Below are 14270 nucleotides of genomic sequence, written 5' to 3' on the forward strand. Positions count from 1 at the left end.
CATTTTGTCCTTTTTACCTAAAAAGTCGTATTATACAAACAAACACCATCTGATACCATACTTATCAATGAAATCTGCCATAAGTGAGCTGAATTCACATGGTGCAAGGGGCATCAAGATTGTTGCATCATTTTTTAACACTTCATAAGCTTTCCTAACCTTGTCTTCATTGCCTTCTCCATAATGTAAACAAAACTGCATTACATTGCCAGTAACACTTTCTTTAGCAATATCTGAATTTCGTTCTGCAACGGCTAAAATCTCACCTTCAATATCAAGTTCTGAATGAAAAAATGTTCCATCTTCATTTAGATAACTACTGATTAGAACTGCATCAAAAGCCTTTTGATAAAGAGCCACAGCCTCATCGCTTCTTGTAACATATGCTTGCATCATTGATCTTTTCATAACTACTCCTCCTTGTTTTATTCTTATCATATTAGATTTAAATTACTGTATAATAGAATGACTGTGAATATAAAACTCTTCTTGACTTGGATGGTACTTTTTCTCCCACTTTTCTAAACCTTCATCAAAACTTACTACATCTTTTTCATCTATCTCAAATACAGGACTCTCATAATAAACATACTTTCTGCCATCTAAAGCACCTGGTTTTAGTTCTTTAACCATCATTGGCGACGGATATGTCCCATTCTCAAGACACACATTTTTCTTTTTACAGCTCTTAAATCCACGACTTACATAATTCCCAGGGTTTCCGAATATTACGATCACATCATAACCAAGTGCTATAGCCTTTTCAAAAGAATACTCTAATAGCTTTTTTCCATATCCCTTTCTCTGATATTCTGGTACAATGCAAACAGGACCGAAAGTAAGGATATCCTTTTCTTTCCCAGACTCATCAACTAGCCTTGTTTTTGTATACATGACATTCCCGATTATTTCATTATCAACTTCAATAACGAAGTCTAACTCTGGAATAAAATCTTTGTGGGACCTCATAACATGAACTAAATAATGTTCACCACATCCAGGGACATATAAGTTCCAAAAGGCTTTTCTTGTGATTTCTTCAACCTTCTCATAATCTGTTTTTTCTTCATTCCTAATCCTAATCATTTTAAACCTCCCATAATATATCTAATACCACTTTTTATATAACTCTAACTGAATCTCTTTTCTCATAACCCAAATATTTTACGATAAATTTACAATTACAAGTAAATTATATCATATTTCCCAAAACTAGCATTACTCAATTTTCAAAGAGCCACTTATTTCTCAATATCTTCAAATAAAAAAAAGTAGTAAGATTCATAAAATCTTACTACTAATAAACAAAGTTAATTTTTAATATCTATTTTTGTACAAAATATCAATCTATTTTAATTGTTGAAAAATTTAAATCCTTATATTTAACAAACTTTTCTTTTACAATTGCAAGATTTTCTTCTGTATAAAAACCACCTTGTGTATGAATGATTTCCTCTACATGGCATCCTCTACCCTTGGTATCAGTACGGTCACGACTTAATCCATTTTCAGCAATAACAAATTTCCATTTACCGTCTTCAGTTTTTTCTAAATCTCCACCTGCTCCACATACTTGACACTCAATTGGAAAATGTAGTCCATCCCATTGGACTTCACCTAAAATTAAAGCGTTAGAGTGACAGTTTGGACACCAGCCCATATTTTCATCTCCTAACCACTTTCTTTCAGCTACTGGTGTATTTAATGACATCATAACGTTTTTACCTATTTCATAGGCACGTTTTATCATATCATCATGCAATAAACATTGCTTTGGTGCTGGTACACGTGTAGCTAAAAACATATCAACAACTTTAAAATCATTTGTAAAACAAGTTGCTTGCATGCATTCTAATGCCATAGACTGCCATGAACGAGTAGATCCACCTACAGCAATCAATGCACCAACTTTATCCCTATGTTCAATTACACCAATAGACTCTAAAAATGCAGATTCGTAACTTAAATTTCTATGCATAAATTTTAGAAATGTTGCAGTTGGCATTAAATCATAGGTTGGTGCTGAAAGGATGATTGCATCTTGGTTTAGCATAACATCCATAATTGCTTTTTTGTCATCTTTATTATCTAGTGTACAACCAAAATATTTACCTTGGGACATAGCATGTGTACATGCTGTACAGCCTGTACAATCTAAAATATTGTAGTCTCTAATGTTTATCATTGTTACTTCTGCGCCTTGTTCTTGACAAGCTAGAAGTGATTCCTTTAATAAAATTTCAGAATTAGAATCTTTTCTCCCAGCTGTAATTCCCATTACTTTAAAAGTCATAATAACACTCCTCTTTATATAATTACTTTCTCATAAAAGCTTATTTTTTGTACATTACCTAATTAAATATTTAAAATTCTTACAATATACCTCTATATTTCTATTGCTGTAAAATACGCAGTTTTCATAGCTGAATCTACTTTACCTGGTGTTATACAGTCTCCTATTTCATAAACCGGAATATCACCAGCTGCTTCTTTAAGATGAACTGCACTTACAGATTTCATACCAAGTGCATATAAAACAGTATCTGCTGATAATTGTTTTTCTCCTTCTCCTTCTACCTCAATGCGCACGCTGTTATCTAAGATTTCTAAACATTTTGTTTTTGTATAAGTAACCATATTACATTTTTCCATTTCACGTATTAGGGCTTCTCTATACATACCGAAAGAATCATTCGCAAGACGTGGAAGCATTTCAACAATCGTTACATTATGACCAGTTTTTGCAAGAAATAAACCTGTTTCACAACCTACTAAGCCTCCTCCAATCATGACAATGTTTTTTCCTAGAGTAATACTTTTGTCGTAAACAGCCATTGCTTGTGAAGCCTTATCTATTCCTAGGATAGGTGGAGTTACAGGTACAGAACCAGTGGCAAGAATAATAACTTCTGGTTTCAAAGTTTTAATATACTCTGGTGTAACTTCTGTATTTAGTTCTACTTTGATTTTCCTATAATTCACTTCTCTTATTAACAGATCTTTAAATGCTTTTAAATCTGGTTTATCAATATCTACATCTGTAAAATAAAGCAATCCACCTAATTTATCTGACTTTTCAACTAAGGTAACTTTATGTCCTCTATCATATAAATCTATTGCAGCCTGCATACCAGCTGCACCACCACCAACCACCATAACTTCTTTTGAAGTTTTAGCAGGTTCGACTGCATCAGGATCAAAATGAATACCAGCTCTTGGATTTATTGTACATTGACCTACTATTTGAGCAAGCTCCTTGCTAGTGTACGGGATATCATCGTAACCACCTTCTGGAGAACCAGGGAAGCACTTGTAACAACGAAGACAACGACGAATTTGATCTTCTTTACCATCTTTTGCTTTGTTTGCAAAATCTGGATCTGCTAACATCTGTCTTCCCATGATTACGTAGTCAGCCTTACCTGTGGCAACGATTTCTTCAGCAAGTTCTGGAGAGTTGATTCCCCCTACTACTCCTACTGGAATATTTGTGTACTTCTTAATAGTTGCTGAAATCTCTGCATTGCACCCATGTTGCATAAACATTGAGCTTACATTTTGAGTAAGTATTGGCTCATAGTAAATTCCGCTAGATACGTGTATAGCATCAACTATACCTTCTAACATGTGGCAGAATTCTCCAGACTCTTCTGGTGTTATGCCTCCATCTTTATGGTCACTACCACTTAAACGAAGCTCAATAATAAAGTCAGGTCCTACTGCTTCACGGATAGTTTTTAATATTTCTATTGGCAATCTTACTCTATTTTCAAAAGATCCACCATACTCATCTGTTCTACGATTTAATAAAGGTGATAGGAATTGAGTGAATAAAAAACCGTGTCCACCATGAATTAGTACTCCATCAAAGCCAGCATCCTTCATGTAGCTTGCTGCATTTGCAAAATCATCTGCAATACGCTTCATATCAGAGGCATCCATAGCTCTTACTTTGATACCGTTTGGCATTACTTCATCATTCGGTCCTATTGTTTCTTCTCCTGGACCAAAGGGGATTTTTTCTGTTCCTGGATGTACAAGCTCTACTAAAGAAACAGCGCCATGCTTTTTAATTCTTCTTGGATATTCTTTTATAAGTTCGAAATCTTCTCCCGAACGTAGTGAAAAATCTACTGGACGAAATGGAATACGGTTTGCATCCTTAAAATTAATATTACATTCTCCTACGATTACAGCTCCATTTCCACCTTTCGCTATAACTTCAATTTTTCTGTAAGACTTCTCTCTAGCTTTTTCCTCTTGAACAACGAATGCTAAAGCCATAGGTGCACTAACAATTCTGTTACGGTATGTGAATTTATTAACTTTTAATGGTTCGAATAATTTTGGAAAGTTTCCCATTGCATTTTCTCCTTTTTCAATAAAATTTAGATTATATTATTAATCAGTAATCATTAAAAAACTTAGCGTCTTGAAGCCTTCTAAAGTATTACTAAATTTATTCTATCTTTCCTTCCATTTCTTTATATAGACTTGGTAGAATTGCAGCTAAGTTGCTATACTCTTCTACACTGTGAAAAGCAAGTCCCATAGGTGCTTGAATTGGAATTTGTATTTTATCTGGAAGAAGTTTAACTGGCCTTTTATCAATCATATGATATCCCATCCAGAATCGAGAACGAGATTCTATGCCACCAGGTACTTCCCTGAAAAGATGAATCATAATGGCAGGTGCTTTTGGTCCACCTGCACGAGCTTGAGAAATTCCGTTACCTGCTACAACAACTAAAGATTTTGAGTTAAACGTATCCATATCAAAGCCTAAGTCTTCTGTCTTCAAAAATGATATTTCAATATCTTCCGGTCCGTTACCTGCATCTTCAATTACATGATGGGTACAGTCTTGAAATTTTTCCAGCATTGTAGTATTAGGGTCTAGTATCTTTGCTCTATCTTCTTCACTCACAGATATACCATAATGACCTTTTCTAAACCATAACATATACCTTAGGTCTTCAAGTCCATGCCATGCAAACCACCACTTAATCATCTCCAAAGTAACACCAGGAAACTTATTATTTACAGCAACATACCCTGCTCCATTTGGAAGAACACAGTATCCAGTCTCTCCAGGTCCATACCCATCTTTAAGTAATTCGTTTACATTTTCAGGCATTAAAGCCTCACTAGGATTCATTGGTCCTTTTCTTAGAATTTCCATTAATTCTTCATTTGGTTTTGCTATAGGCTGATCAAAGTATTTAGCATAACTTTTCTGCTTCTCTGCTATGTTTAATTCTGTTCTCAACTCGTTCATCTTCATTCTACTCCTTCTAAATAATCTTTATATATTTAATAAGAAAATCTTTTCAAGAGAAATAAAGTATTATCAATACTTCAAAGATTTACTTACCCAACTGAACTTGATATAATTATAACAAAGATAAAATCAAAATTCGTTAGACTCAAATCCAAACTTAATTAGTATAAAAATGATAATTTTGAACTAAAATTCAAATGATGGTAGAAGGTGATACCTATGGATATTTTTGCAGATGAACATAGCTCTAAATTATTTAATGCGTTGGTAGATGGAACTGGATTTAGTGGATTGCTTCAAGTAGCATCCTTATATCTCCAAAATCCTATCGTACTTTGTGATACCAGTTTTTCCATATTAGAAAGCTCGTCAGACCATAACAACAAAATAGATTTTGAGTTCCGAAACAGCAGATGGTTCTTAACTACAGATGGAGTTATGAATTTGTATAATAAGAAAATTGTAGACAAGTTATTTAAAGAGCACCACGCTTTTATATCTGAAAGAGCGGAATTGAATAAAGAATTTATGTTTTGCAGCGTATGGATTAAAAGATCCGTAGTAGGATATATTTGTCTAATAGAAAGTAGTCGCAATTTCAATGAAAATGATTACAAATATGTAGAACTACTTAGTCAAATTATTTCATTAGAAATGCAAAAGGCAGAAGTATTTACAAATAAAACAGGATTTAAATACGAATATTTTATGACTGAACTTATAAACGGTGATTTTACTGATTTAGAGTCTGCAATCAAAAGATATCGTTTACTTGGAAGAGAGCCTTTCCCTTTCTATAGAATGATTGTATTTTCAGAAGAAAACGATCCTTATTCTAAAGTCAGTAAAAATCTTATAATGGAACAGCTGGTTTCCATACTATCCAATAGTATGGCTTCTTATTATAAAGGGAATTTTGTACTTTTAGTATCTAGAAGAGATAAGCTGATTTTTATGCCAGGTGAAAAAGAACGCTTATTGAATTTTCTTTCCTTAAATCAAATGAGAGTAGGGGTAAGCTATGAATATTCCGATATTCTACAGACACATTTGTATTATGAGCAGGCAAAACAAATATTAGATATTCAATTAAAAAATCCTAGTGAATCAATTATATACTTTGAAGAACATTGCATACAATCTTTAGCAATACAAAAATCTTCTCCAAAACAGTTAGATTCCTTAATTCATCCAGATATTAAATATTTAAAAGAATACGATCATTTAAATAATACAGAATATCTTTCTACATTACTGGCCTATTTAAAGAATGATCGTAATGTTCATAAAGTATCAGTTTTCTTGAATATCCATAAAAGCACTTATTTTTATAGAATGAATAAAATTTCTGAACTGCTTAATGTCGATTTGAACCAAAGTAACAAACTTTTCGCTTATGAAGTCTCTTTGAGAATTTTGGATTTACTCTAATAATGTTACACAATAATTAAATTGATTAATTAAAAGGAATGCTTAGTTCTTACAAGATTACTAGGCATTCCTTAATCATCTTATTTTTTAATACATTAAAAATACTGCACTTCACTTGAATAACACTATAGTTTAAAACTTCTTTAATATTATAGATTTACTCCTAAGGCTTTTTTCTGAATTATATAAGAACGTGAATTTTCTGTGTGAAAATAAATAGCATCATAAGTACCATCATGCCCATCTATATATATCCACGTTTGAAAGTCCCTCTTAATTACTTTTGTTTGTAGCTCTATCTTTTCAAAAATCTTAAGGTAATATAAGAAATGAACTTTTCTGTGCTTGCTACTAACAGAAGTTACCCCACTCCAATCTAAATGAGTGTGCCACATATTGTACCAAGATTCTTTAGAGAGGTAAATATCAAAATTACGTAGAACTCCTTCAATTTCCCTATAATGCTTTTTTAAGTCCCTAGTTTTCTTCCTCATAAATCTTTACCTATTAAGCTACTATAATTTTTAGCTAATTTAATTACTTTACAACGACTAGATCCCCATCAGAAAAACCAGTTGTTATATGATTAATATTCAAAAGTGGTAAATCTTTTAATTCATCAACTAATTCTTTTAAAATTAGTTGAATCTCGTTCAATACAGTCTCCCAATCATATTCACCTGATATATTTAATTCATTACATACCCTTTCTTCCGGGACAAAAATTTGCACAATATATATTAATATTACTCAATTAGTATCATAATTCTAAAACCCTATTTCCTTTTAGTAAAACACCATCCGAACAGAATACTAATACTCTTTTATTTGTAGTATTAATTAACACCACTCCTTCATCATCAAATAAGAAGTTAGCCCAGTGTTTTATAAATATACTCCATGTTGTTTCTACAGCTGACTCCTTAGACCAAAATACTATAATTGTATCTTCATTATTATAGGGTACAGTTTTACTTAGGTAATTCCTAAAGTTATTTTATATGCTGTTATTCCAATCCTCTTGCCAATTGTAATCCAGCTTACTTAACATTGATATTTTATCTTTACTATCAAGAAGCATAAAATGGCGGTTACATTTACTAATGTATTGTTCCCATAGGATCTCACTATATCTTGTTCGTAGAGGTTTTATTTCCTTTATATCTTCACTTGGAACTCTAATTTCTTCGTCGTAAAAATACCAATTTTGACTATACTCATCCATATTCATATACTTATCATTAAAGCTACCGGGTATAATTGAGCTTTTCTCCATAAAAACCTCCTACTCTTTTTCTATTTTCGGCAGAAGACTTCTTACTCCTCCCTTTAAAGAAAAATGATATAGCTAAACTAATTTAAAACATTTCTCTTTGTAAGCTCTTAATAGTATAATTCTGTTATGCATAATGCCTAGGGCAGTAAATATAGTAGCATTCATAGTAAATATCGTAATATATATCTGGTAATATATTAACTGAATGAGTAAAAATCTTATCGTATTCCTCTTGTATATCTTTTAATCGTTTAGTTTCAGAACAAATATAACTTTCGTATTCTGTATAATCATCCCAATCCTCAACATTCATTCTCTCTCCGCTAATATCTTGCTCTATTTCTTTTGTAATTTCTTTCAGCTTTTTTTGAGCTGTATCTGTTTGTCCTATTTGCTTTAAAGAATAAAAATATTTTTTAAGCCAACTATTCTCTTCAAAAAATTGATATTTATTGTATAGTTCAATGTAAGTATTATAGTCTTTTAATAAAAACATAAAATCAGCCATTTCATCAATTTCTATATCAAACTCTTTATAATTAGTTTTCAATAGTATTTGAGCTATCTTCTTTGCTTCATCTATCTCTCCAATTAAAGCCAAGGCTCTTCCTAGTGTTAGCGCAATCCTTACATCAATTTCTTCACTTTCAAATGGATAGGTATATATTGATTTCAAAACCGCAATACCCTCCTCTTGACTAGAATTTGCTAATAAACTAACTGCTTCACAATATTTATATGACTTCTTTTTAAATTTCTCAAAGGCTTTATGAAATAGTCTTGATGCATTATCAAAATCCTTTTTTATAAAACAGACTTTTCCATAGGCGTAATAAGGACTTGAATAATTTGAATCGCAGTTAATAGCTTTTAAAAGCAACTCCTCAGCTTCTTCACTCATATCTATACATTCTTCAAGCAGAAAATAAGCCATATCAGTGGCCCATAAGGCAAAACCTTTATTTGAAAAACTTGATTGATTTTTCAAATAACATTGCTCTAATATTTTAATAGATTTATCGCTATCTTCTCTCAATTCACAAGTTATCATTGCCATAAGGCAAAAGGCTTCTATATTAGATGGATTATTAGCTACTTCTAACTTAAGAATATCCATATAGCTTTTAAACACTATAGCCCTTTCATCAAAATCAAGAGCCATAATCTCTTGAAGTTCTTTTAAAATTTCATATATCTGCATATGTTCATCTCCATTATATAGATAATAATCATAGCTTAATCATATCATCTTTAACATATTCTGTAATACTAAATTTTCAGCGAACTATTTCATAAAATTAAGTCTTATTATAAAATCATTTATAATAAGATTGTTACAATTCCACATATAATAAAATTTCTAATTATATTGACTAAGTTTTTTCAAATGCTATAATATTACCTAGATATACTATGCATAGTTACTCTAGGTATGAAGGGAGATATTTTATGAAAGTTAATAAGGAACTACTTAAAGGTTGTACTGTAATACTGATATTAAGCTTGCTTGAACGAAAATCAATGTATGGCTATGAGATGATTAAAGAGCTTCAAAAAAAGTCTAATGGGGTATTTGAGCTTAAGGAAGGAACACTTTATCCTATTTTGCATTCTCTTGAATCCAATAACTTTATTGAGTCCTATTGGGATGAGAGTGAAAGTGTTCGTAGAAGAAAATACTACAGGCTTACCGAGGCTGGTAAAAAAGAGCTTAAAGAAAAGCAGCAGGAGTGGAATATATTTACTAAGGCTGTGGGGCAAGTTCTATGGGATGGTATAGCATGGGGTTAATTGATAACGAAAAGATGGAAGAATATCTAAGCAGTATATGTTGTCAAATTAGCAATTTAAAGATACATAGTGATATCCAAGAGGAGGTTAGAGGTCATATCGAAGAAATCGCTCTTGAATATATTGAAGGCGGCTTTTCTGAAGATGAAGCCATAAATAATGCCCTAGCACAAATGGGCGATGCATCTCTTATCGGTAGAGAACTTAATAAGGTTCATAGGCAAAGACCTGAGTGGAGCATAGTTATTTTAGCTTCCATTTTTACATTACTTGGTCTGTCCATAATTTTTCTTATAGATTCCATAGGAATACTACAGTATTCTTTATTTTCAAAAAGCATTATATGCGCATTAGTAGGCTTCTCGTTAGCCACTTTTCTATATTATTTTGACTACATGAAAATAAAAGATTATTCCAAATACTTATACCTTGCAACTACCGCCGTTATGCTTCTTACATTTATCTTTGGCAGAACTATTGATGGAAAACCATATTTGTTTATTGGTACAACTATTAATTTGATTGATGTAAGCCCGCTACTGTTAACTGTATCCTTTGCAGGTATACTGAGCCAACTTAATTGGAGTGAAACTAGACAGTTTGCCTATGTTAGTATCCTCGTGATTGTCCCTATTATACTAATGATTGCAAGTAACTCGTCTTCAGCACTGTTAACATATTGTACGTCAGTTATAATTCTTTTGATATCATCTGGAATAAAAATAAAAAATATCCTCATACTTATGACATCCTGTTTAGCTGCTTTTATCTTATGCTTATTTAAGGAACCCTACTATACTCAAAAGTTTTTATTTTTCTTAAATACTCAAGGTGAGCTAGCTGGAAGTGAATTTTTAAAATTTCAACTAGATAAATTAATTCACTCAGCAGGTATATTGGGACAAGTCTCTACCTTTGATGGGATAATGCCTCCTGAAGTGCATACTGATTTTATCTTCACCTATATAGTATACACCTTTGGTTGGGTAGCAGGAGTTTTACTTTCTTTATTAGTAGTACTCTTCTTAATAAGAATAAGTACTATTGCTTTTTATGTTAAAAGCAGTTATGGAAAACTTTTAATTAGTGGATTTACAGCAATATTTTCTGTTCAGTTTGTATGGAATATTCTTATGAACCTAGGCATTGCTCCAATAACTAGTATGGCTTTGCCTTTTATAAGCTATGGAAATTCACAATTTATTATAAACTTGGCTGTAGTCGGCTTGATATCAAATATATATAAACAAAAAAATAGAGCAATAGAAACTGCTACATAAAAATACTGAGTTTAAATTAAAATTTTAAATTTTATCTACAGGAGTAAAAAACTTATGAAACTAAAGTTAGTAAATTTTATACCATTAACAATCCCAATACCAGCTGTCACTATTGGAGTGATAGCAATGTATTACAATAAAATCCCAACATCTATTTGGGCACAAAATATATTTTTTTTAGTAATAGCTGGATTGATTTCAACTTTTGTAACCTCAATTAAATTAAATATTAAAAAGAACAGTTTTTATGGTGTTTCTATAATAGTAATATCACTAATATTTATAATTTTAACATTTGTTAACCCTGGCATAGATGGAGTCCATAGATGGCTATCCATTGGGATAATTAAGTTCAATGTTTCAATGATAGTGTTACCAATATTAATAATAGAGTTATGGAAACTATCACAAATAAAAAATTTACGTTTTACTATCATAATAACAATGGTGATATCAATTTTACTGTTAATTCAGCCTGATGCTTCTGAGTTAACCTCCTTTGCCATTCCAATGATGGTTATGCTGTATGCTAAGACTGATAAAAAATGTCTACGTTCATTTATCGTTGGGATACTTTCTATATTAATTATAATTTCATGGGTGTTTTTAGATACCCTACCCCCAGTATCATATGTGGAAGGAATATTGAGTTTATTAGCCAATATGGGATTAATATGGCTTATATTAGGTGTGCTTTCTCTTATTATATTGCCAGTGCCATTTATATTATTTCCACCAAAACATCTTAAGTTACCTTCAACATGCTTAGGTTTATATTTTATGATAGTTTTAATTTCTACATTATTTGGTAACTTTCCAGTTCCTTTAATGGGCTATGGAATTTCTCCAATAATAAGCTATTTTATATCAATAACCTGGTATACAAAGTCTAGTTCAATAGCCTTAAAATAAAATACTCTCAAAAATACTTAGTGTTGGTAGCACTAAGTATTTCTTTTTTTTATTTATGCTCTATGAACAGAAAATGCCGCATATTCATTGAATACTACGGCATTTTTAAACTTATTCTTTTATCTCAGGAACTATCAATATTTGACTTATAAAGTTTTTACTAATAGAATTCCATGATATTTCTCTCCATATATGTTAGGTAATACACCAGATGGTATGTATCCCATTGATAGAAACCAGTTATATTCTTCTCTATCAACAGCTTGGATATCTTTTAATTCTTCCCAAGGCTTCCTTAAGTTTTTTCCATGACAGGATAATCCACTTGATCCTATTGTAAAACGCATGTTAACAAATCCTTTTTCTCTTGCCCATTCTTCTGACTTTTCAATTAAAGGTTGTAATGCTTTCCCAATCTCACAAACTCCATTATTGTCATATCCAAGACATTCAATTTCACCAGTTTTATAACCCTCATAGGATTTACATAATATCCATCCTTTGGGAGTATCCTTACTTGTGCCGAAATACCAACCTGTGCCTTCACTTAATTGTTGCGTAGCATCTTCAATATCCCACCACTCTGGCTTAATATTTGACATAAGTCTAGATACCATCAGGATATTTTGAGAATCTATTTCGTATATTCCCATAAACTCATCTCCTTATTTAAATTCGTAGTATTATATATATAAATTAATTATACTATATTTTTCCACAAATTCTTTTTCACTCCATATCTATATTAAAATTAAATTCAATTTTTACTCAACGAAATCTCTGGATATATGTCTAGGAGAGAGTTAAAATCTTTTATATCTTCTTTAAAATACTTATTTAAGAAAACCAATGTCAATTCATTAATAATCCTATGATTTTGCTTTATCTTAGGACTTAAGATCTCTATAATCGGTGAATATAAAGGAATATCTGTAAAACTTAAATGTCCTGCTTCTTTTATATCAATAGAAGTTCCTAAATCACCTAAGACAATCTTTCTTTTTGCCTGCTCGGCTTCTGACATTTCTACGGAATCTTTTAATTCCTCATATTCAAATTTTCCGTTCATTATTAGTAATGGTCTATCTAATGCCTCCATTCTTTCTTCTCCATAAAGATATCCATCCATATCTATTGCAGCTTTAAATGCTTTGTTTTTATACATTACATCAACTGCAGTGGCTCCTCCCTGTGAATGTCCTATGATCCCTAGTTTATCAAAGTCCATTCTACCACTTATTGTAGGCTTATCATTTTTTTCGTTCATATCTTGAATTTGTTTTAATACAAATTCTATATCAAGTGTTTGTTGCTCAATAACAGGCTTAGACGCTCTGTTCTGAACTTCATATTCCATTGGTAATCCTGAAGAAGTACCTTTAAAAGTCACAAAATCTGAATTTGAATAGACTGACATTAAAGCAGTTTCTGGATGTTCCACTGCTACAACAATATACCCATGACTTGCAAGTTCTAAAGCTTGAAATGTATTCGTAAATCGTTGCCCCATCATATTTCCATGAGAAAAAAATATAACAGGTGCTTTTTCAACTTTCTCTGTAAAAGGAGCATCTTTATATGTATGTGAATCTATTAAACTCAGATAGCTTAATAGCTGCTTTGGTACCCCATACACTTTCTCAATAGCAGCTGAATATTCACTTAAATTCGAAATATATTTTTCTTTTTTTATTGATGATTCTATTTCAGCTGGATACCATATTTGAACATTTATCTTCCTAGGTTCCCCATTAGACACTTTTCGGGATTGATCAGTATATATAAAATTTGAAGTTCCTACAGAATATACCCCTGTAGGCTTTGCTAACTTGAAAACAGGAAGTATGATTGGAATACTAATTGATATTAAAGCAAAAATTCCTAAGATAAATGTTAAAATTACTGAACGTGTTAAAGTATTGCTTGTGCTATTAAGACCTTTATATATACTCACGCTCTCTAAGATTAAGCCTATTATTAAGCTAATATAGATAAAACTCATCTGCCAACGTGCACCCTCTATAATAATGTGAAGAAATAGGATAATATCTGCACTAAAAAATAATATCCAATATACCTTGCTTTTAAGTACTATCCCTCCCCAAATCCTTTTTAACCATAAACAAATACTTGAAACGAAAAGTAATATTTCGAAAATACGCATTCATTTTCCTCCTTTTCTTTTAAAAACATTAAAGAAAATAATTAAGTATACTTAATTATTAATATACATTAACTAAATATCATTGTCAACTATAAAGATTTTAAGAAATTAGTTCTAAATCATTAAAAAAAGAGA

The 14270-nt window shown here is 31.4% G+C and carries 13 protein-coding genes and 1 pseudogene; 4 read left to right on the top strand and 10 right to left on the bottom strand.

Features of this window, described 5'->3' with window-relative positions; all coding sequences use genetic code 11:
- Positions 1-30 precede the first annotated feature (30 nt).
- The 5 genes from BUA92_RS05720 to BUA92_RS05740 all read right to left on the bottom strand — a co-directional run bounded on the left by BUA92_RS05720 (position 31) and on the right by BUA92_RS05740 (position 5278).
- Positions 31-408: a VOC family protein gene (locus BUA92_RS05720; RefSeq protein WP_073017633.1), complete on the bottom strand. Its 378-nt coding sequence runs from the start codon at positions 406-408 to the stop codon at positions 31-33.
- 42 nt (positions 409-450) lie between these two features.
- A complete protein-coding gene (locus tag BUA92_RS05725; RefSeq protein WP_073017637.1) occupies positions 451-1086 on the bottom strand; it encodes a GNAT family N-acetyltransferase in 636 nt (211 codons plus the stop codon).
- 256 nt (positions 1087-1342) lie between these two features.
- The gene (locus BUA92_RS05730) at positions 1343-2293 is read right to left on the bottom strand and encodes a flavodoxin family protein (protein WP_073017639.1); all 951 of its coding nucleotides are present in this window, start codon (positions 2291-2293) and stop codon (positions 1343-1345) included.
- A 92-nt stretch (positions 2294-2385) separates the two neighbouring features.
- On the bottom strand, positions 2386-4362 hold the full coding sequence (locus tag BUA92_RS05735; protein WP_073017641.1) for an oxidoreductase: 1977 nt from the start codon (positions 4360-4362) through the stop codon (positions 2386-2388).
- 97 nt (positions 4363-4459) lie between these two features.
- Positions 4460-5278 (bottom strand): DAPG hydrolase family protein, encoded by an 819-nt coding sequence (locus tag BUA92_RS05740; RefSeq protein WP_073017643.1) that lies wholly within the window; start codon positions 5276-5278, stop codon positions 4460-4462.
- 222 nt (positions 5279-5500) lie between these two features.
- Here BUA92_RS05740 and BUA92_RS05745 point away from each other — a divergent pair, with 222 nt between their 5' ends.
- Positions 5501-6712 (top strand): PucR family transcriptional regulator, encoded by a 1212-nt coding sequence (locus BUA92_RS05745; protein ID WP_073017645.1) that lies wholly within the window; start codon positions 5501-5503, stop codon positions 6710-6712.
- Positions 6713-6861: 149 nt separating this feature from the next.
- On the opposite strand, the gene BUA92_RS05750 is transcribed toward BUA92_RS05745, so the two are convergent.
- The 3 genes and pseudogenes from BUA92_RS05750 to BUA92_RS05760 form a co-directional block, all read right to left on the bottom strand.
- The gene (locus tag BUA92_RS05750) at positions 6862-7206 is read right to left on the bottom strand and encodes a hypothetical protein (protein ID WP_073017648.1); all 345 of its coding nucleotides are present in this window, start codon (positions 7204-7206) and stop codon (positions 6862-6864) included.
- Positions 7207-7472: 266 nt separating this feature from the next.
- Positions 7473-7988 (bottom strand): annotated as a pseudogene (locus tag BUA92_RS23560) (DUF2947 family protein).
- Positions 7989-8112: 124 nt separating this feature from the next.
- Entirely contained in the window at positions 8113-9189 is a 1077-nt protein-coding gene (locus BUA92_RS05760; protein WP_073017651.1) for a tetratricopeptide repeat protein, read from the bottom strand.
- A gap of 248 nt (positions 9190-9437) precedes the next feature.
- Here BUA92_RS05760 and BUA92_RS05765 point away from each other — a divergent pair, with 248 nt between their 5' ends.
- The 3 genes from BUA92_RS05765 to BUA92_RS05775 are packed head-to-tail and all read left to right on the top strand — an operon-like array spanning position 9438 to position 11971.
- Positions 9438-9779: a PadR family transcriptional regulator gene (locus tag BUA92_RS05765; RefSeq protein ID WP_073017653.1), complete on the top strand. Its 342-nt coding sequence runs from the start codon at positions 9438-9440 to the stop codon at positions 9777-9779.
- Positions 9755-11059 (top strand): FtsW/RodA/SpoVE family cell cycle protein, encoded by a 1305-nt coding sequence (locus tag BUA92_RS05770; RefSeq protein ID WP_083553422.1) that lies wholly within the window; start codon positions 9755-9757, stop codon positions 11057-11059. The genes BUA92_RS05765 and BUA92_RS05770 overlap by 25 nt, the downstream gene beginning before the upstream one ends.
- A gap of 54 nt (positions 11060-11113) precedes the next feature.
- On the top strand, positions 11114-11971 hold the full coding sequence (locus BUA92_RS05775; RefSeq protein WP_073017657.1) for an FtsW/RodA/SpoVE family cell cycle protein: 858 nt from the start codon (positions 11114-11116) through the stop codon (positions 11969-11971).
- 146 nt (positions 11972-12117) lie between these two features.
- Here BUA92_RS05775 and BUA92_RS05780 read toward each other — a convergent pair whose 3' ends face one another.
- Together BUA92_RS05780 and BUA92_RS05785 are read right to left on the bottom strand one after the other, a co-directional pair.
- Positions 12118-12624 carry a hypothetical protein gene (locus tag BUA92_RS05780; RefSeq protein ID WP_073017659.1) on the bottom strand — a complete coding sequence of 169 codons (507 nt, stop codon included), beginning with the start codon at positions 12622-12624 and terminating at the stop codon, positions 12118-12120.
- A gap of 104 nt (positions 12625-12728) precedes the next feature.
- Positions 12729-14135, bottom strand: coding sequence for an alpha/beta hydrolase family protein (locus BUA92_RS05785; protein WP_073017661.1), 1407 nt, complete (start codon positions 14133-14135; stop codon positions 12729-12731).
- Positions 14136-14270: the final 135 nt, after the last annotated feature.

Source organism: Clostridium intestinale DSM 6191 (assembly GCF_900130055.1).
Lineage (GTDB): Bacteria > Bacillota > Clostridia > Clostridiales > Clostridiaceae > Clostridium_T > Clostridium_T intestinale.